This is a genomic window from Lachnoclostridium phocaeense (assembly GCF_959599685.1).
Classification (GTDB): Bacteria; Bacillota; Clostridia; order Lachnospirales; family Lachnospiraceae; genus Claveliimonas; species Claveliimonas monacensis.
In genome coordinates this window covers 1-19,578 of record NZ_CAUGIN010000029.1, presented here as the reverse complement: position 1 = coordinate 19,578, position 19,578 = coordinate 1, and the positions used below count along the sequence as shown (strand labels likewise).

16 protein-coding genes are annotated in these 19,578 nt (G+C 55.0%); 8 read left to right on the top strand and 8 right to left on the bottom strand.

Annotated features, from left to right (window positions below; translation table 11 throughout):
• Nucleotides 1-96 precede the first annotated feature (96 nt).
• Nucleotides 97-2,340, top strand: a complete 2,244-nt coding sequence (locus Q5911_RS11935) for an alpha-galactosidase (RefSeq protein ID WP_303183048.1) — start codon at nucleotides 97-99, stop codon at nucleotides 2,338-2,340.
• A 55-nt stretch (nucleotides 2,341-2,395) separates the two neighbouring features.
• On the opposite strand, the gene Q5911_RS11930 is transcribed toward Q5911_RS11935, so the two are convergent.
• From Q5911_RS11930 to Q5911_RS11920, 3 genes are all read right to left on the bottom strand, one after another.
• Nucleotides 2,396-2,803, bottom strand: coding sequence for a PIN domain-containing protein (locus tag Q5911_RS11930; RefSeq protein WP_076778750.1), 408 nt, complete (start codon nucleotides 2,801-2,803; stop codon nucleotides 2,396-2,398).
• Entirely contained in the window at nucleotides 2,800-3,021 is a 222-nt protein-coding gene (locus Q5911_RS11925) for a type II toxin-antitoxin system Phd/YefM family antitoxin (RefSeq protein WP_076778747.1), read from the bottom strand. Before Q5911_RS11925 ends, Q5911_RS11930 begins: the two co-directional genes overlap by 4 nt.
• A 121-nt stretch (nucleotides 3,022-3,142) precedes the next feature.
• Nucleotides 3,143-3,997, bottom strand: a complete 855-nt coding sequence (locus Q5911_RS11920; RefSeq protein ID WP_303183045.1) for an AraC family transcriptional regulator — start codon at nucleotides 3,995-3,997, stop codon at nucleotides 3,143-3,145.
• Between the two features lie 206 nt (nucleotides 3,998-4,203).
• Here Q5911_RS11920 and Q5911_RS11915 point away from each other — a divergent pair, with 206 nt between their 5' ends.
• The 5 genes from Q5911_RS11915 to Q5911_RS11895 all read left to right on the top strand — a co-directional run bounded on the left by Q5911_RS11915 (nucleotide 4,204) and on the right by Q5911_RS11895 (nucleotide 11,426).
• Nucleotides 4,204-5,493 (top strand): extracellular solute-binding protein, encoded by a 1,290-nt coding sequence (locus Q5911_RS11915; RefSeq protein WP_303183043.1) that lies wholly within the window; start codon nucleotides 4,204-4,206, stop codon nucleotides 5,491-5,493.
• A 21-nt stretch (nucleotides 5,494-5,514) separates the two neighbouring features.
• Nucleotides 5,515-6,381: a carbohydrate ABC transporter permease gene (locus Q5911_RS11910; RefSeq protein ID WP_087173835.1), complete on the top strand. Its 867-nt coding sequence runs from the start codon at nucleotides 5,515-5,517 to the stop codon at nucleotides 6,379-6,381.
• Nucleotides 6,381-7,226: a carbohydrate ABC transporter permease gene (locus Q5911_RS11905; RefSeq protein WP_303183040.1), complete on the top strand. Its 846-nt coding sequence runs from the start codon at nucleotides 6,381-6,383 to the stop codon at nucleotides 7,224-7,226. Before Q5911_RS11910 ends, Q5911_RS11905 begins: the two co-directional genes overlap by 1 nt.
• Nucleotides 7,227-7,343: 117 nt before the next feature.
• The gene (locus Q5911_RS11900; protein WP_303183038.1) at nucleotides 7,344-9,527 is read left to right on the top strand and encodes an alpha-galactosidase; all 2,184 of its coding nucleotides are present in this window, start codon (nucleotides 7,344-7,346) and stop codon (nucleotides 9,525-9,527) included.
• A 27-nt stretch (nucleotides 9,528-9,554) separates the two neighbouring features.
• On the top strand, nucleotides 9,555-11,426 hold the full coding sequence (locus Q5911_RS11895; RefSeq protein ID WP_303183036.1) for an alpha-amylase family protein: 1,872 nt from the start codon (nucleotides 9,555-9,557) through the stop codon (nucleotides 11,424-11,426).
• A 94-nt stretch (nucleotides 11,427-11,520) separates the two neighbouring features.
• On the opposite strand, the gene Q5911_RS11890 is transcribed toward Q5911_RS11895, so the two are convergent.
• From Q5911_RS11890 to Q5911_RS11880, 3 genes are read right to left on the bottom strand one after another with little or no spacing between them, the layout of a single operon-like run.
• Nucleotides 11,521-12,420, bottom strand: a complete 900-nt coding sequence (locus Q5911_RS11890) for a helix-turn-helix transcriptional regulator (protein WP_076778725.1) — start codon at nucleotides 12,418-12,420, stop codon at nucleotides 11,521-11,523.
• Between the two features lie 18 nt (nucleotides 12,421-12,438).
• Nucleotides 12,439-13,641: an MFS transporter gene (locus Q5911_RS11885; protein ID WP_303183033.1), complete on the bottom strand. Its 1,203-nt coding sequence runs from the start codon at nucleotides 13,639-13,641 to the stop codon at nucleotides 12,439-12,441.
• A complete protein-coding gene (locus Q5911_RS11880) occupies nucleotides 13,623-15,692 on the bottom strand; it encodes a glycoside hydrolase family 31 protein (protein WP_303183031.1) in 2,070 nt (689 codons plus the stop codon). The genes Q5911_RS11885 and Q5911_RS11880 overlap by 19 nt, the downstream gene beginning before the upstream one ends.
• 116 nt (nucleotides 15,693-15,808) lie before the next feature.
• Between Q5911_RS11880 and Q5911_RS11875 the strand changes: the two genes are divergently transcribed.
• A complete protein-coding gene (locus Q5911_RS11875) occupies nucleotides 15,809-16,732 on the top strand; it encodes an AraC family transcriptional regulator (protein ID WP_076778713.1) in 924 nt (307 codons plus the stop codon).
• On the opposite strand, the gene Q5911_RS11870 is transcribed toward Q5911_RS11875, so the two are convergent.
• Complete coding sequence (locus Q5911_RS11870; protein WP_076778710.1) at nucleotides 16,623-17,945, bottom strand: MATE family efflux transporter; 1,323 nt, start codon at nucleotides 17,943-17,945, stop codon at nucleotides 16,623-16,625. The genes Q5911_RS11875 and Q5911_RS11870 overlap by 110 nt on opposite strands.
• On the bottom strand, nucleotides 17,932-18,387 hold the full coding sequence (locus tag Q5911_RS11865) for a MarR family winged helix-turn-helix transcriptional regulator (protein ID WP_191383592.1): 456 nt from the start codon (nucleotides 18,385-18,387) through the stop codon (nucleotides 17,932-17,934). The genes Q5911_RS11870 and Q5911_RS11865 overlap by 14 nt, the downstream gene beginning before the upstream one ends.
• A 213-nt stretch (nucleotides 18,388-18,600) precedes the next feature.
• On the opposite strand from Q5911_RS11865, the gene Q5911_RS11860 reads away from it, so the two are divergent.
• Nucleotides 18,601-19,395 carry a Cof-type HAD-IIB family hydrolase gene (locus tag Q5911_RS11860; RefSeq protein WP_303183024.1) on the top strand — a complete coding sequence of 265 codons (795 nt, stop codon included), beginning with the start codon at nucleotides 18,601-18,603 and terminating at the stop codon, nucleotides 19,393-19,395.
• Nucleotides 19,396-19,578: the final 183 nt, after the last annotated feature.

Genomic DNA, 19,578 nt, shown 5'->3' with positions numbered 1-19,578 from the left:
CGTAATAACCTGTTGCAGGAGCTCCCTTTTATATATAATGGTGGGAGCAGTAAAGCGAAGAGACAAAAGACTTTTCAGACAGGAGGCAGAAGAGAGATGAGTATGGTATGGAGAGAAGAGAACAGGACATTTCATCTTTATAATGAAGAGATCAGTTATATTATGCAGGTGCTTCCCAGCGGACATCTGGGACAGCTCTATTTTGGGAAAAGGGTACATGACAGGGAGGATTTTTCCTATCTGCTGGAGAGCCTGCCAAGGCCCATGGCGTCCTGCGTGTTTGAAGGCAACAAGGCGTTTTCACTTGAACATATCAAGCAGGAGTATCCTTCTTACGGAACAGGGGATTACCGCGCCCCGGCTGTGGAGGTTCTGCAGGAGAGCGGAAGCAGGATCTCGGATTTTATTTATAAAGAACACAGGGTAAGGAAAGGAAAGCCATCTCTGGAAGGACTTCCGGCCACCTACACGGAGGCTGACGATGAGGCGGAGACACTGACTGTGGCGCTGGAGGATGGGATGACAGGGCTTGGCCTGGAGCTGTCCTACACCATCTTTGCAAAAGGAGGGATCATTGCCCGAAGCGTCAGATTTGTGAACAGGGGGGAGAAGGATCTGCATCTGACGACAGCCATGAGCCTTTGCATGGATCTGCCGGACCACGACTACGAGTGGATGCAGTTCTCCGGCGCCTGGGCAAGAGAGAGACACACCCGGGTGAGAAAGCTGGAATACGGTGTGCAGTCGGTGGGCAGCAGAAGAGGACACTCCTCCCACGAGCATAATCCATTTGTCATACTGAAGCGTCCCCATGCGGATGAATTCCAGGGGGAGGCCATAGGCTTCAGCCTTGTGTACAGCGGCAATTTCCTGGCCCAGGCGGAAGTGGGGGCCCACGACACCACAAGAGTGCTTCTGGGGATCCACCCGGACGGCTTTGACTGGAAGCTGGAGTCCGGGAAGACTTTCCAGACACCGGAGGCGGTGATGGTCTACACGGACCGGGGGCTTAACGATCTGAGCCAGACCTTCCACCGGCTGTATCAGAAAAGGCTGGCCAGGGGATACTGGAGGGACCGGGAGCGCCCCATCCTTATCAACAACTGGGAAGCCACCTACTTTGACTTTACAGAGGAGAAGATCCTGGAGATTGCCGGAAAGGCAAAGGCGTGCGGCGTGGAGATGTTCGTCCTGGACGACGGCTGGTTCGGCGCGCGGTGCAGCGACCGGGCAGGTCTTGGTGACTGGACACCCAACACAGAAAGGCTGCCGGAGGGGATCACGGGCCTGGCGCAGAAGATCGAGGATATGGGAATGAAGTTCGGTCTCTGGTTTGAGCCGGAGATGGTGAACAAGGACTCAGATCTCTACCGGGCCCACCCGGACTGGATCCTCCATGTGCCGGGAAGAGCCACTTCTCACGGCAGATACCAGTATGTGCTGGATTTCTCCCGGGAAGAAGTGGTGGACTGCATTTACAATATGATGAGAAAGATCCTGTCAGAGGCAAAGATTTCCTATATTAAATGGGACATGAACCGGAGCATTACAGAGTGCTTTTCTGTGGCGCTTCCGGCGGACCGGCAGGGGGAAGTGTTCCACCGGTATATTCTCGGCGTGTACAGCCTGTACGAAAGGCTGACAAGGGAGTTCCCCCATGTTCTTTTCGAGTCCTGTGCAAGCGGCGGGGCCAGGTTTGACCCAGGCATGCTGTACTACGCGCCCCAGGCATGGACAAGCGATGACACAGATGCGGTGGAGAGACTGAAGATCCAGTACGGCAGCTCCTACTGCTATCCGGTGAGCAGCATGGGCAGTCATGTGTCCACCATCCCCAATCACCAGACAGGCAGGACGGCGCCCCTTCACACAAGAGCCAATGTGGCCTTTTTCGGAACATTTGGCTACGAGCTGGATCTGAATACGCTGACGGATGAGGAGCAGGAGGCGGTGAAGGAACAGATCCGCTTTATGAAAAAATACAGACGGCTTCTCCAGTTCGGTACCTTCTACAGGCTGGAAAGTCCTTTTGAGGGAAATGTCACCGCCTGGATGGCGGTAAGCCCGGACAAAAAGGAGGCTGTGGCAGGCTGGTACAGGACGCTCTCCGGCGCCAACCTGGCTTACACAAGGCTTCCGCTCAAAGGGCTGGACCCGGAGACGAGATATGAGATCCAGGTGAGAAAAGAGACAGAGAAACCGTACGGAAGCTTTTACGGCGATGAGCTGATGAACATCGGCCTTATCACGACAGACGGAACTGCCGGGGAGGTGACAGACCGGGAGCAGGCGCCCCAGGACTTTGACTCCAGGCTGTTCCTTTTGAAGGCGGAGGAGTAAAATTTGAAAAAGGAAGTATTCCCCATTGTTTTGTGGATTACTTCCTTTTTTGATGTTACTTTTTCAAAAATTCAGTCGGCGTGATCGCCGGAACAGAGGAACCGGCAAAATCTTTGATATTCCTTGTGAGAATATAGCTTGCACCGTTCCGCTCCGCCACAGCGTCTACAACGGCATCTTCAAAGTCGGGCATAGAGCGCATGAGTGCGGTATGAATATCTACACTCTGTACATCAGCAAATGTGACAAGTTGAGAAAGCTGTTCAATCCGATCCTTTGCCTTTTGAGCGGATTGAAACGCTTTGCGGAGTATATAGAAAATATCTGTGGCAGCAGATGCGGAGATGAGACATTCCACATCATTTTCTATGGCCTTGCGGAACGCCTGGTAGGAGTCTGCGAAAAACGGTTCTCGTCTTTGGATAATATCCATAATGACATTGGTATCAATCAGTATTCTCATTGTCTGGCCAACCGCTCCTCTCGTATAGTATCTTCATCCATTGTCTGACTTTCTGGAATAATTCCCACAAGATCATCAAGAAGAGCCAGTTTATTGACAGCGGGGCTTGTAAGGCGGGCAATATTTTTGCCGTTCTTGGTAATAAAAATATCCTGGGACGCTGCTATTTCCAGATATTTTCCAAGGTTGGTTTTAAATTCGGTTGCAGTAATGATCATACAAATTCCTCCCTTCGAGGTGTGGTTTATATATTGTTATTATACACAAATCATACGAAAATATCAATACAATATCGTGCGATATAAAATGTTCGATATAGGGAGGATGTTTAAGGATCAACTACTCCATTTTCTCCTGCTGTTCGTACCGCCACGCTCTGGGGGATACGCCGTACACGTTTTTAAATGCCCTTGAGAAATGCAGCTGGTTCGGATAGCCCACCGCGTTTCCGATGTCCGCAATAGACAGGGACGTCATCTTCAGAAGTTCCCCCGCCTTGGACATGCGGTAGGAGATCAAAAACTCCTGGGGAGATATCCCTACGGTGTCCCGGAAGATCTTTCCAAAGTAGCTCCGGTTCAGATTACAGAAAGCGGCAATGTCCTCCACTGAGATATCATTCTGGAAATTCTGCTCAATGAAAGAGAGGGCTTCCTTAATATAGAAGTCCCGCATCCTGTTCCCCTGGGTCTGGATGGGGGAGGAGTTGGACTTTGCCAGATAGTCCAGAAAGAGGTACAGATGGCCGATCAGATGTAAGGGGGACTCCTGGGAATGGTTGGCGATGTAGAGCATCTCATCCGTCATCTGTTGTGCAATGTCTTTGTGCCGGGGCCGGTAGATGGGTGTGTTCATGGTGAGCCCGGCAGTCTCGATGAACTCCTTTACTTTCAGCCCGTCAAATTCAAGCCAGGTGTACTCCCAGGGGAGTTCGCTGTCAGCGATGTAAGTGCAGATCTGGTGCGGGAAGAGCATAAATCCCTGGCCGCTCTTGACGTTGTACGTGACGGACTCCCGGCGGGAGTTTTCCGCGGTCAGAGTGCCGGTCCCGGATATGACATAGTGGAACAGATAGTGGTTCCTGGCAGCAGGCCCGAAGGAGTGGGCCGGGTCACACTGTTCCCACCCATACTGGTAAAGCCCCAGGTCTATAAAGTTCTCGCTTGGAAAGATGGAGTACAGTACATTGCTCATACATTCACCTCCTGCAGCATTTTTTCGGTATCTTTCGTATCTGACATCATTATATACCAAAATGCTAGATGACATCAATATATAGGGCGAAAACAAGTATAAAGGCATAAAACAAAAAAAACAGCGGTATTTATAGACGCATATTGATATGTTAAAATGAAGCTACCGTAAAAAAGAAAGCATAAAGGAAGAAAGGAGATATGAAAATGAGAGGAAAAAGTGCAAGATATCTCAGTGCGGCGCTGGTCCTGGTCATGACCGGCGGGCTGATGCTGTCGGGCTGCTCGGGAAGCGGCGAGTCCAGCGGGAAGACTGAGATCGAGATCCTGCAGTACAAGCCGGAGGCGGCTACCTACTTTGACCAGGTGGAAGAACAGTTCAATGCCACCCACGACGATATCCATCTGACCATCGACTCCCCTAACGATGCGTCTACCATCATGAGGACAAGGTTTATCCGGGAAGACTACCCGGATATCATCGGTATCGGCGGTGATATCAACTATTCATACTATGTGGATGCGGAGATCCTGGCTGATGTGTCTGACTACGAAGGCATGCAGAACATCAAGGAGTCCTACATAGACATTGCGGAAGCCCTGGAGATCGTTCCCACAGACGGTACCTACATCGTGCCCTATGTGGCCAATGCGGCAGGCATTCTCTACAACAGGGATATGTTTGAGGAGCACGGCTGGGAGATCCCCACTAACTGGGACGAGCTGATGAGCCTGTGCGAGGAGATAGAGGCGGAGGGCATCCTTCCCTTCTACTTCGGCTTCCGTGACACCTGGACATGTCTGGCGCCCTGGAACGGCATTGCGGTGGACTTAGCTCCCGCTGACCTGTGCAAGCAGGTGAACAGAGGAGAGGCGAACTTTACAGAAGGCTACGCAGAGGCTGCTGAGAAATATATCCAGCTTATGGAGTACGGCCCGGAGGACCCGGTGGCATACGGCTACAACGACGCATGTACAGCCTTTGCAAGAGGCGAGTCCGCCATGTACCCCATCGGAAGCTATGCGGTTCCCCAGATCCTTTCTGTCAATCCGGATATGAACATTGACTCCTTCGTTATGCCTGCCAGCGACTCTTCAGACGGCAACACGCTGAACTCCGGTATCGACCTTGGCTTCTGCGTGACAGCGGACTGCCCCAACAAGGAGGCTGCCTATGAAGTCCTTGACTTCCTGCTGGAGGATGAGAACATCCAGGCCTATGTGGATGACCAGAATGCCATTCCCTGCCGCGAGGGAGACTTTGAGCTGGCCCCCTACGTGGACGGCATGACCGAGTACATAGAGTCCGGCAACATGACCGACTACCAGGACCACTACTATCCGTCGGAGATGGCTGCGGACGCGATCCTTCAGACCTATGTGATCGACAAGGATACAGACGCCTTCCTGGCACGATTCGATAAGGACTGGCAGCGGTACAACCGCGACATCATCCGCGAAGTACAGGAGTACGAAGAAAACGGCGGCAATGAGTAGTAGGAAAGGAGTGGGGATACAATGAAAAATGAGAGAAAACGCACCTTCCTGTTGATAACGATACCGATCCTGGCATTATTTGTGTGCTTTAACACCATCCCTCTGATCCGGGGCGTTATCTACAGCTTCACGAACTTTAAAGGCTTTGGGACCTACGACTGGGTAGGCCTTCGGAATTACATGGACCTGTTCACGGACTCACGTGTGGGCGGCTCCTACCTGTTTACATTTAAGCTGGCCATCTGTGCCACCATCATCACCAATGTGATCAGTCTGATCCTGGCCCTGGGGCTGAACAGCAAGATCCGGGCAAAAGGATTTTTCCGGGCAGCCTACTTCCTGCCAAACGTGCTTGGCGCCCTGGTAGTGGGCTACGTGTTCCAGTACCTGTTCACTTACATCCTTCCGGCTCTCGGCGAGATGATCGGAAGCGAGACCTTGAGCTCCAGCCTTCTCTCCAACGAGAGCACGGCCTGGTTTGCCATCGTCATCGTGTGCTGCTGGCAGAATATAGCCATGAACACCATCATCTACATTTCCGGTCTGCAGACCGTGCCGGAGGATGTGTACGAGGCAGGCTCCCTGGACGGAGCTACGGGATGGAAGCAGTTCAGACATCTGACCTTCCCGCTGATCATCCCCTTCTTCACCATCAACATGGTGCTGTGCGTGAAGAACTTCCTCATGGTATTTGACCAGATCATGGCCATGACACAGGGAGGACCTGCACAGAGCACAGAGTCCATTTCATTCTTGATCTACAACAATGGTATGAAGGGCGGAAGCTTCGGTTACCAGAGCGCTAACGCCGTCATCTTCTTCATCGTGATCGTGGCTATCTCCGCGGCACAGATGAGCATCTCCAGCAGGAAGGAGGAGCAGTTATAATGAATAAAAAAGTAGATAAAGTCAAGACAAACTGGCCGGTCGTGGTCCTTCTCATCCTGGGACTGAGCACCATCGTGTTCCCGCTGTACATGGCTGTCGTGATTGCATTTAAGCAGCCCTCTGAGATGACCAACAGCATCTCCGGCATCCTCTCCCTCCCGGAGAGCTGGAGTCTTTCCAACTTTGCCCAGGCCATGGAGGTGACAGACTTCTGGAGATCCCTTGGAAACAGTGTCCTCATCACAGTTGTGACCGTGGTGCTTTCCATCGTGCTCCACTCTATGATGGGATACGCCATCGGCCGGAACCGCGCCCACAGCAAATTTTATAAATTCGTGTACCTCTTCATTGTAAGCGGTATGTTCGTACCTTTCGCTATCCTGATGATGCCTCTGGCAAAACAGACAGCGGAGCTGGGACTTGCAAACTGGGCTGGCGTTATCATCCTGTATGTGGTATTCTATATGCCTATGAACGTGCTCCTGTACTCGGGGTATCTGGTGAACATTCCCATTGCCCTTGAGGAAGCGGCCAGGGTGGACGGCGCCAGCACATGGCGCACCTACTGGAAGGTCATCTTCCCCATCATGAAGCCTATGCACGCTACAGTGGCCATCATCACAGCACTGGCTGTATGGAACGATGTGATGACACCACTTGTCATCATGTCCGGTACAGGACAGAACACACTGCCTCTGGCACAGCTGAATTTCCAGACGCAGTTTGGTACAAACTACAACCTGGCATTTGCATCTTATCTGCTGGCGCTGATCCCGATCCTTATCTTCTACGTGATCTGCCAGAAACAGATCATCAACGGTGTTGTAAATGGTGCTGTAAAATAAATACATTCAGATACACCATACAGATGGATGTATCTGCCGCAGAGCGGGTCTGTGTACCGGAAGGTATATGTACCCGCTCTTGCGGCACTTGATAACTTACAGAGCAGGAGAGACAAAATGAGCATTATTTATGATGAAAAGTATAAGACCATCACATTACACACAAGAAATACCACGTATCAGATGCAGATAGACCGGTACGGCTTCCTTCTGCACCTGTACTACGGAAAGACAGCGGAAGGGTGCATGGATTATCTGCTGACCTATTATGACCGGGGATTTTCAGGAAACCCCTATGAGGCGGACACGGACAGGACCTACTCTATGGACGCGCTGCCCCAGGAGTTCCCGTCCCTGGGAACCGGGGACTACCGCACGCCGGCCTGCATCATCAAAAACACGGACCGTACTTATGCCAGTGATTTCCGGTATGTGAGCCATACCATCAAAGAAGGAAAGTACTCCCTTCCCGGCCTTCCGGCTGTGTACGCGGACACGGACGAGGCCCAGACCCTGGAGGTGGTGCTGGCAGATCCGGTGACAGGGGTGCAGGCGGTGCTTCTCTACGGCGTGCTGCCCCAGTATGATGTGATCACAAGAAGTGTGAAGATTGTCAATGCCAGCAAAGGGCATATCTCTGTCAAGAAGCTGGCGCCGGCCTGCCTGGACCTTGTGGGCGGAGCGTATGATTTTATTACATTTTACGGCCGCCATGCCATGGAGAGAAACTGCCAGCGGATGCCTGTGGGACACGGCGTGGCAAAGATCGGAAGCCTTCGGGGAACTTCCAGCCACCAGTACAACCCGGCGGTGATCCTGGCGGAGCATGACGCCACGGAAGACGCAGGAAGCTGCTACGCTATGACGTTCGTCTACAGCGGGGGATTTCAGAGTGAGGCAGGACAGGACCAGTATTACCAGACCCGTCTGCTCATGGGAATGAGCGAGGAGCAGCTTGCCTACCCGCTGAACCCGGGAGAGCAGTTCCAGTCTCCGGAGGTGATCTTAAGCTACTCCTCCGAAGGGCTTTCAAAGCTGTCCCAGAATATGCACCGCTGTATCCGTTCCCATCTGTGCAGAGGAAAATATAAAGAGACTGTGCGTCCTATTCTTCTCAACAGCTGGGAGGCCTCCTACTTTGACTTTACAGGGGACAGCCTTTTTGCGCTGGCGCAGCAGGCGGCGGACTTAGGGATCGAGATGTTCGTCCTGGACGACGGCTGGTTTGGAAAGAGAGACACCGACATGCGGGGCCTGGGAGACTGGGTTGTCAACGAGGAAAAGCTGGGCTGCACGCTTGGGGAACTCATCGAAAAGATCAACGGCATGGGACTGAAATTCGGTATCTGGATCGAGCCGGAGATGGTCAACGAGGACAGCGACCTCTACCGGGAGCATCCGGACTGGGCATTCGTCATACCGGGACGCCGGCCCAACCGCTCCAGGTATCAGCTTGTCCTGGATTTCTCCAGAAAAGAAGTGGTGGATTACATCTACGAGAAGATCTGCGCTGTCCTGGACCAGGGCAATGTGGAATATGTGAAATGGGATATGAACCGGAGCCTTGCGGACATCTATTCCGCCACGGCGGACAGCCAGGGGCGGGTGCTCCACGACTATGTGCTGGGACTCTATGATTTCCTGGAGAGGCTGGTGGACCGGTATCCGGATATTCTCATCGAGGGATGCAGCGGCGGCGGGGGACGCTTTGACGCGGGCATGCTGTACTATACTCCTCAGATCTGGTGCAGCGACAATACAGATCCCATTGACCGCCTGGAGATCCAGTACGGCACCTCCTTCATTTACCCGGCTTCCTCTGTGGGAGCCCATGTGTCCGCCTCGCCCAACCATCAGACAGGGCGTCTGACATCCATGAAGACCAGGGGCATGGTGGCCATGGCAGGCACCTTCGGCTATGAGCTGAACCTAAATGAACTGAGTGCGGAGGACAAAGAGGAGATCCGCCGTCAGATTGCGGAGTATAAAAAGTATGCGGCTCTTGTGCAGAGAGGAGACTACTACCGACTCACCAATCCCCAGACTGACAACCAGGGGGCCTGGGAGTTTGTGTCCGAAGACCGGAAGGAAGCTCTCGTGCAGGTAGTGGGCATCCGGAAACATGCCAACATGACTGTGGACTACATCAAAGTCAGAGGGCTGAAAGAGAACACCATGTACCGTGATACGGAGACCGGCATGCTGTACAACAGCACGGCCCTTCGGGAAGTGGGTGTGCCAAAGCCGGTGCTGGAAGGAGAGTACCAGGCGTACCAGTGGCATTTTGTATGTGAAGACTAAATAAATTACAATCGGGGGATAAGACAGATGGCAGGAAAAACAGCGAAGAAAAGAAAGCCCGCAGGAAAGGCGGCGGCCGACCGGATTTTTGCGGAGAGGCTTGGCCGGCATCACGATGAGCTGCGGTGGCTGTACATGGAGCTGTACGGCAACGACGATATGTTTGCCGAGCTCTGCGACCAGATGAAATGGTACTATGACCAGAGAAACGGCAAACTGAAGAAGCTGGACGCCCGCCGGGAGGCGGAAGGCGCATGGTACCGGAAGAGAGACATGCTGGGCATGATGATGTACATTGACAACTTTGCCGGAAATATAAGAGGGGTGGAGGAGAAACTCTCCTACCTGGAGAAGTGCCATGTGAATTACGTGCATCTGATGCCCTTCCTGGACTCCCCGAAAGGGAGATCAGACGGAGGCTACGCCGTGGCGGACTTCCGGAAAGTGAAGCCGGAGCTTGGGACCATGGAAGATCTGGCCCGCCTGGCGGAAAAATGCCATGAAAAAGGGATCAGCCTGTGCATGGATTTTGTCATGAACCACACCTCCGAGGATCACGAGTGGGCCAGGAAAGCCCGCCAGGGAGACGGGGAGTACATGAGCCGGTATTTCTTCTACGCCGACCCGGCTATCCCGCGGGAGTATGAGAAGACGGTGCCCCAGGTATTTCCCACCACAGCGCCGGGTAATTTTACCTATCTGCCGGAGATGGGACACTATGTGATGACGACGTTTTACCCCTACCAGTGGGATCTGAACTACAGCAACCCCAGGGTATTCAACGAGATGATGTACAATTTCCTCTATCTGGCCAACCAGGGCATGGACATCATCCGCATCGATGCAGTGCCCTATATCTGGAAGCAGCTTGGGACCAATTGCCGGAACCTGCCCCAGGTCCACACCATTGTCCGCATGATGCGCATGATCGGCGAGATCGTGTGTCCGGGGATCGTGCTCCTGGGAGAAGTGGTCATGGAGCCAAAAGAGGTGGCTCCCTATTTCGGCACAGTGGAGAAGCCGGAGTGCCACATGCTCTACAATGTGACCACCATGGCCACTACCTGGCATACGGTGGCTACAAGGGATATCCGCCTTCTTCGCAGGCAGATGGACGTGGTCTGCTCTCTCCCGAGAGAGTACACATTTCTCAACTACCTGCGGTGTCACGACGACATTGGCTGGGGGCTGGACTATGCCTCCCTGCGTGAGTGGGGCATGGAGGAAGTGTCTCACAAGAAATATCTGAATGACTATTTCCAGGGAAAGACAGAAGGAAGCGTAAGCCGGGGCGAACTGTACAACGAGGACCCGGTTACCGGGGACGCCAGATTCTGCGCCACCACAGCTTCCATGTGCGGTGTGGAGAGCGCGGGATTTGAACAGGACCAGGAGAAAATGGCCTGCGCCATCCGCAAGGATCTCATGCTCCACGCCTATATGTTTACCCAGTCCGGCATCCCCATGCTCTACAGCGGGGACGAGATCGGCCAGGTGAACGACTACACCTACAGGGAGGACCCGGACAAAGCGCCCGACTCCAGATATATCCACAGGGGAAAATTCTGCTGGGATCTGACAGAGCGCATCAAAGACGGGTCCAGCGTACAGGGTCGGATTTTCGCAGGACTGGAAGAGCTGGAGAAGATCCGAAGGACAGAAGCCGTGTTTGGCGCGGATGCAGAGGTGTACACAAAGGATTACAACGACAACTCCATCCTCTGGATCGTGCGCAGGGCTGGAGATGAGGAACTTCACGCTGTGTTTAATTTCAGCGATGAGGGACGCACCATCTGGATGCCGGAAAAAGCGCAGTACACAAACCTTGTGACAGGTGTCACGAAGGAAACGGAGACAGTGGAACTGTCCGGATGGGATTTCGTCTGGATGAAGAGATAGAAAACAGTGAAAAACAGCGCCCGCGGGAATTATATTTCCTGCGAGGCGCTGTTTTTGCAGTATAAGAGGGTGCTCTGCCCCCAGAAATTCATGGTCAGCTTTGTTTCTTTGCATGGACCGATTTCGTGTACTCCCTGGGGGTGCAGCCCATAAACTTGCGGAACAGTTTTGTGTAGTAGGAGGGGCTGGAGAACCCGCACTGCAGGGAGATGTCCGTGATGCTGTCCTTCCCCTGGACGAGAAGGGGGATGCTCTGCCGGATGCGGTAGTGGAGGAGGTAGTCAAAGAGAGGCTGGTTCATGTTCCGCTTGAACAGGCGGCAGCACTCGCTCTTGCACATGTTGACGCAGCCGGAGATATCCTCCAGAGAGATGTGTTCCATATAATGTCCGTGTATGAAGGTGACGATGCGGCGCAGCCGCTCCAGCTCCCGCACATCCCCGGAGGAGGGGCGTGCATCCAGGTCCAGGTGGTCAAAAAGCAGGATCCAGATCTGGTAGAGCTCCGTGAGGAGCCGCAGCTCGTAGGAGCGTGGCGGCTCCTGCCAGAGCTGCCGGATCGTGTCCAGATGGGAGAGGACCTCCCTCTCCCAGGGCACCTCCCTGGAGAAGGAGGCGGAGGGGAGAAGCGGGTTTTCTGTCACGGGCTGGATGAACTTGGTCTGCAGAAGGCTGGCCTCGTAGCCGTACAGAAGGGAAGGGTTGACGGTGACCGACAGATAGGTGCAGTCATGGCTATCCGCGTGGCGGCCTGTGTGCAGCATGTTGGCGTTGCAGAAGACGCCGTCCCCCTTTTTCAGGTGATAGGTGCGGTCATTGACCTGGTACAGGATTTCGCCCGTAAGGATCAGGGTAAACTCAATCTCCGGGTGCCAGTGGCAGGCAAAGCTGCCCATCTCGTAGGCGTCCAGCCGCTCGGGGCTGACAAGTACGGGGAAAGCGTAGTCCCCGTGGGATTTGATCTCCCTTCCGTCGCTGCGCAGTGTGATCTGCATGTTCCTTCCTCCTTATCTCTACAGGGATCTTGCGGTTTTTTTCAGCATTTTCTCGTGCATCACAAACATCAGAACAAGGATGACAAGCAGATAGAAAGGAAACAGGGAAATGCTGATGTGGTTTGCCATCAGTCCGAATACAGGCGGCATGAGGCAGGTGCCCACGTAGGCGGAAGCCATCTGGACGCCGATGAGGGCCTGGGACCGGTCTGCGCCGAAGCGCTCCGGCGTGGAGTGGATGACACAGGGGTACACAGGCGCACAGCCAAGTCCCACGATGATCAGCCCTGCCAGGGATGTATTTCCGCCCAGGGGCAGGAGGATAGTCAGCACGCCTGCAAGGATCAGGATCAGACCCAGGCGGATCATCCGGGTATCGTTAAAGCGCATGGTGAGAAAGCCGCTGGCTCCCCTTCCCACGGTGATGCCGATGTAGAAGAGGCTGGCGTAGAAAGCGGCGGTCTCGGAGGAGATGCCTTCGTGGAGCATAAGGTAGCTGGCTGCCCAGAGCCCTGCCGTCTGCTCCAGGGCGCAGTAGCAGAAGAAGGTCACCATGACCTCCTTTGCCCCGGGGATGGCGGCGATCTGCTTTAAGGACAAGGGCTTTGCCGGGGCGGTCTGTCCGGAGTCCTCCGGGGCATGTCCCCGGGAGGCCTCACTGTCCGTTCCGGTCTGCCGGTTCTTCCACAGAGGAAGGCTGAGGAGCAGGATGGCCGTGAGGATGACCTGCAGGATGCCGACATACCGGTAGCCGGTGTTCCAGGGGGCGCCGCCGGAGAGTACAAGGCCCATGATGTAGGGGCCTGCGGAGGCTCCCACACCCCACATGCAGTGGAGCCAGCTCATGTGTGTGCTGGAGTAGTGGAGAGCCACATAGTTGTTGAGGGCGGCGTCCACGCTGCCCGCACCCAGGCCGTAGGGAATGGCCCACAGGCACAGAAGGATGAAGGAGTGGCTGAAGGAGAAGCCGAACAGGGCGGCCGCTGTCATGGCCACACTGATAGCTGTCACCTTTCCGGGCCCCAGGCGCAGGGTCAGCCGGTCGCTCTGGAGGCTGGAGATGATGGTGCCTGCCGCGATGATTATGGAAATGATGCCGGCGTAGGACACCGGCACCTGGAATTCCTGGTACATGGAGGGCCAGGCGGACCCAAGGAGTCCGTCGGGAAGGCCCAGGCTTATAAATGCAAGGTAAATGATCGCTAAGAGCAGATGAAACATATGTCGATAGTCCTTTCCTGTGATCCCTCATATCTTACCCCGCCGTCTGCTGTCACGTCAATAGCGGACAGGTGGGAGGGATCCTCGCAGTCTTTTCCGTAGCCGTCATCATCGTAGAGTGTGTAGCAGCATGTATCCGCAGGGTAAGCGATGACATGCAGGCGGGATGCGTCCAGTTCTTCCACATTTTTTGCCGCCTCTGCCAGAGGAAGGAGATGGCCTTTGCGGACGAAGAAGATCAGTTCCTCTTCCGCCACAGGTACATAGTGGTGTCCGGCCGTCATTTTCTGACAGCGGAAATCCTCCGGCCCGGAGGTGGTCACGCAGAGCATGTCCTCCGGCAGGTAGACGTAGCGGCCTGCGGCATTCTGCTGATAGACGGGGGCCAGCATAAGACTCTCGCCAAGGAGGATCTGGTCCTCCACCTGGGCAGCTAAAGCGTCATCCGGGTAGGCGAAGGACAGGGGCTGAAAGAGCATGTCGTCGTTGAGAGCCGCTTTCATGTACTCGCTGTACAGGTAGGGCAGCAGGCAGTAGCGAAGCTTGATGATCTGTCCCAGCGCCTTTGCGTTTGAGAAGCGGTAAGCCTCCTGCTCCCTTGTGCCCATGGCGGAGTGGTTCCGCATGAGCGGGGTGAAGATGCCGAACTGGAGCCAGCGCATCACCAGATCCTCCGTGGTGTCCGCCCCGAAGCCTGCCAGGTCCGCCCCTGTGTAGAGGAAGCCGCACATGCTAAGGGAAGGCATCATTTTCACGTTCATGAGCAGATGGGACCACCAGGACAGGTTGTCTCCCTGCCAGATGCCGCCGTAGCGGTGCATGCCGATGTAGGAGGAGCGGGAGAACATAAGGATCCTCTTGTCCGGCTCCAGCTCCTCAAAAGCCTCCCCGGCTGCCCGGGTCATGTTGTAGCCGTACAGGTTGTGGACTTTGTCGTGGCGCACTCTGGGAAGGCCGCCGCCCGGCTGGTGGTAGAAGCTCCGGTAATCCTCCGGGTTGTTTGCCAGGGTGTTCACAAGGCCCAGCAGGTGATCGTTCTTGTCCAGATCCAGGTTCTGCCCCTTCATGGAGGCTACCTCGTCAAATACTTTGTTCAGACGTTTCTCGGAATAGAAGATGGCGGGCTCGTTCATGTCGTTCCAGAAGCCGTCGATGCCCTGGTCCAGAAGGAACTTGTATTTCAGGCCAAACCATCTCCTGGCCTCCGGGTTCAGCATATCCGGGAAATGCGCCCGTCCCGGCCACACAGCTCCCACAAAGTCGGTGCCGTCCTCCTCCTTGCAGAAGTAGCCGGCCGCTTTTCCTTCCTCGTAGACAGAGTAGCCATCCTCAATCTTGACGCCGGCGTCGATGATGGGGACCAGGTGGATGCCCTCCTTTTTCATGTCCGCAGCCAGGGCGGGCAGATCCGGGAATTTCTCTTCTGACACAGTGAAGTCCTCGTATCGCTCCATGTAGTCGATGTCCAGATAGATGGCGTCCAGGGGAATGCCGGCCTCCTGGTACTTTGCGGCCACCTCCCGCACATCCGCCTCGTTTTTGTACCCCCAGCGGCTCTGGCCGTAGCCGAAGGCCCACTTCGGCGGGATGTAGCTTCTGCCGATCAGCTGGCGGAAGCTGCGGACGATGGAGAGGAGAAGGCCGTCCTCCTCCTGGATGACGTAGATGTCCAGGTCCCAGTCCTCCGGGGTGATGCGCAGGGTGTCCTTCTGCGTGTAGCCGATGTCAAAGGTGAGGCGCCCGGGATAGTCGATGAAGATCCCGAAGGGCTCACTGCCGCCTATGAGAAGGAAGTTGTGTGCTCCGTAGAGGGAGTGGGTGGTCTCCAGGTGGTGGGGATCATCGGTGCAGTTGCTTGTGTAGAGCCAGCCTCTCTTGTTGATGCCCCGCACCTGCTCGCCAAGGCCGTACACCGGAGCGTCCTTTTCCATGGTGAGGACGAGACTTCCATCTTCCATGGAAAAACAGGGGAGCGTTCCCTGGGAGGCGGGGATCTCCTTTACGACTGCCTCTGTGGGGAATGGGTTTCCAAAAGTATATTTGCGGATCATGCGTAGTTCTCCTTTCAGTTCCGTTTGTAGTATGCTACTATTATATAAGTGAAAAGCAGGATTTACTTGCATATTCCTAGCAGTTTTTGACACAATCCTGCCATGGAGGAAAAGATATGGAGGAAAAAAGACAGTATCTTGAGAAGCGCCATCACGGGACAAGCCTGTTCCCGGCAGATTACTATCACTGCGTGTACCCGGCAGGGCTGGCCGGCCTTCCGGTCCACTGGCACGAGGAGTTTGAGATCACGCGGGTGCAGCGGGGGAGCTGCACCTATCTTATCAACCTGGAGCCCTGCCAGGTGAAAGAAGGGGACTTCCTTTTTCTCCCATCAGGTATGCTCCACGGGATACCGGAGGGAAAGACAAGGCTGCTGGAGACAGACAGCTTTGTCTTCCACCCCGCTATGCTGGGGGGCAGGACGGACGCCTGCGGTGTGAAGTACATTGCGCCTGTGGAGAAGGGGGAGATCTGTTTCCCGGCGGTGGTGCGGGCGGAGGACACAGGCCGGGAGTTTTCTGAAAGGCTGGAGAGCCTGGTCGGCCGGCTGAGGAGGAGCTTTGTCGAAAAGGAGGAGGGCTATGAGCTGGAGGTGAAGGCCGGGCTTCTGGAAATCCTGCTCCTTCTGTACAGGCAGGTCCCGTTTGAGAGGAAGAGACAGGAGAACCGGGAGGTCATTGAGAAGCTCCGGGCGGTCCTCCAGTACATAAAGGAAAACTATCAGCACCCACTGAGCGTGGCCGAGCTGGCAGAGGTCTGCCACCTCAGCGAGTACTATTTTATGCGCTTTTTCAAACAGCATATGAACATGACCTGCGTGGAGTATATCAATCAGTACCGGATGGAGATTGCCGCGGGCAGACTGGCCGAGGGCCGGTCCAGCATTACGGACATTGCCCTGGACGCGGGCTTTAATAATCTTTCCTATTTTAACCGCGTGTTCCGCCGGAGCTTCGGGATGACACCCAAAGCCTACAGGCAAGCGCTGTCACAAAGGTCAGCGTCTGGGCAAGAGGGATGCTCAGCCACACGCCGGTAAGACCGGCCAGCCGCGGCAGAAAAAGAAGGAGAAGGAAGAGGAACGCCGGCTCCGCATACACCAGGATGTAGGACAGGAACGTCTTTTCCGTGGCGTAGAAGGCGGAGGTGGTGACCCGCACAAAGGCCAGGAAGACGAGGCTTATAAGGAAGCAGGGAAGGACCTGTCCGGCCTCCGCGCGTACCTGGTCCGAGGCGCCGAAGAGCCCTCCGATCTGATAGCGGGTCAGGAAGATGAGGAGCATGCAGGCGGCCGCGATGAGGACTCCGCTCAGGTAGGCCAGGCTGCAGACCTTCTTCATGCTTTTTGCCTGGTCTTCTCCGTAGTACCTGCTGATGAGAGGCTGGCAGCCGTCTCCCACACCCTGGAGCAGCAGGTACACGATGACAATGACGTACACGATGCAGGCGTAGCAGGCAGCTGCCTTCTCCCCGCCGTAGTCCATGAGAAAACGGTTCATGAGGATGATGGTGATGTTGGGGGAGAAGGTGATCCCGAAGGGGGACAGCCCGATCTTCACAATGCCTCCCAGGAGTCCGCCCGCCCTTCCGGAGGAGAAGACAGAGCGGAGCAGGTGGAAGGATACGCCCCTGCGCAGGAAAAAGAGGAGTCCGCCTGCCATGGTCACCGCCTGCCCGATGAGGGTAGCCAGGGCCGCACCGTCCACGCCCAGGTGCAGGACCCACACAAAGGCGTAGTCCAGCACAATGTTTGTGAGAAAGCCCGCCACCATGATCATCATGGCGTAGAATGCGCCGCCCATGTTGCGGATGAGGGGCACAAGCCCTGTGCCGAAGATCTGGAACACAGACCCAAGGACGATGATGCGCAGGTAGGAGTTCCCCAGGTCCAGGATATGCCCGGAGGCCCCCAGCGCCGCCAGGACAGACGGGGAGGCCAGGTAAAAGACCAGGGTGGAGATGAGGGAGGCGGCCAGGAGAAGGAGTACAGTGCCGTCTGTGTATCTCTCCGCCTCCTCCCTTTTCCCGGCTGCCAGCCGGATGGAATAGTGTACGGCGCCGCCCATCCCGATGCCGGTGCCGGCAGCCTGCAGGAGGGCCACTACCGGGTAGGCGATGTTGATGGTGGTCAGTCCCACATCGCCGATGCTGTTCCCCACAAAGAAGCCGTCTACGATACAGTAGACACCCGACAGGGCGAAGGCCAGGAGTGAGGGGATGACATAGCTGAAAAATTCTCTATAAAGCTTCATGCTTTTGTTCCATTCCTTTCTTAAAATACTGACAGAACAGCTCCATGCCGCCGATCATGGCGTCCACGAGGGCCGGGTCCAGCTGCTCCATGATAAAAAGCTCCAGCTTCTTCAGGCTCCCGAGGGTACTCCCGCAGAAGTCCCGCCCCCTTTCTGTGAGCTGTATGGCCTTGCTGCGCCGGTCCTCCTCAAGCGGGACAAGCTCCAGCAGGCCCTGCTTTTCAAAATCCTTCAGTATCGTGTTGACTGTCTGCTTGGGGAGGGCCCACTCCCGGCAGATGCTCTTCTGGGTACAGGTCCCGCGCCTTCTGTCTGCGACCGCTATCAGCACAGTCAGGCTGTTGTAGGTGAGACCGTGGAGCCGGGCCCATCTCTCGTACAGAATGGTCGTCTCCTGCCAGAGATTATAATATTTTTCCAGAGATTTCCTGTTTTTTGTCATAGCGTCCTCTCTTCCTGCAAGTTCATATTAAAACGGATTTAGTCCGAAAACGGACAAAAAATATTATAGTCCGAACTCGGATTTCATGTCAAGAGGAAACGGCGCGGGCAGGAAACAGGATTTACGAACGACTCTGGTCATGCTACAATAGAGGCGGCCGCAGAGCCGGGAAAGGCCCGTGCTGCCGCGGAAAAGTCAAGAGGAGAAAGAAGAATGGAGAGAGCAGTTTTATTTTTCGATATAGACGGCACCCTGCTCAGCGAGGTGACCAGGACCATACCGGAGAGTGCCGTGCACGCTCTGGAGGAGGCCAGGAGGAAGGGACATCTGGTCTTTATCAATACCGGCCGGACAGCCTGCTCCGTGCCGCCGGAGATACGCAGGCTCCCGGTGGACGGCATCCTTTGCGGGTGCGGTATCTATGCGGAGTACAGAGGACAGGTGATCTTCGAGGAGCACCTGGATGCGAAGGCCGCTGCTTCTATTGTGGAGATGGCGGAAAAGTGCAGGGTGGATGCCCTGTACGAGGGGATGGAGGACGTGTACTTCTCCTCCAGGATATCCCGGTTTGACAGCCTGGAGAACACCAGGAGATATATGAAGAACAGAGGGCTGGGAGTAGAGAGGTATATCGAGCAGGGCGGCTGTCCCTACGACAAGATCTTTGCCTACACGGACCGGGAGAGCAAAAAGGAAGAATTTTTTGATTTCCTCACGGACTATATGGAGATACTGGACCGGGGGGATAACACCTACGAGTGCATCGTGAAGGGGTATTCCAAGGGAACCATCATCGACTATATCCTGCACTATTTTAATCTGGGGCGGGAGCGCTCCTATGTCTTTGGCGACAGCAGCAATGACCTGGCCATGTTCCAGTATGCGGCCCACGGAATTGCCATGGGGAAACACGACAAAGTGCTGGATCCGTACACGGAATATGTGGCTCCGAAAGTGGAGGAGGAAGGCATCTGGCAGGCCATGAAGCATCTGGGGCTGATTGATTAGTGAAAAACGCAATATTTTTATAGTTTCAGCAACTATCCTTATAGTTTTTGGCGGGAAATCCAACTATAATTATAGAAAAACAGTAGAAAGGTGTATGTGGAAATGAAAGAGAAAGTATTGAGCGTTTTCAAAGAAAAATACGGCGACGGCGGTGATATCCGTCTGTATTTCGCGCCGGGCCGT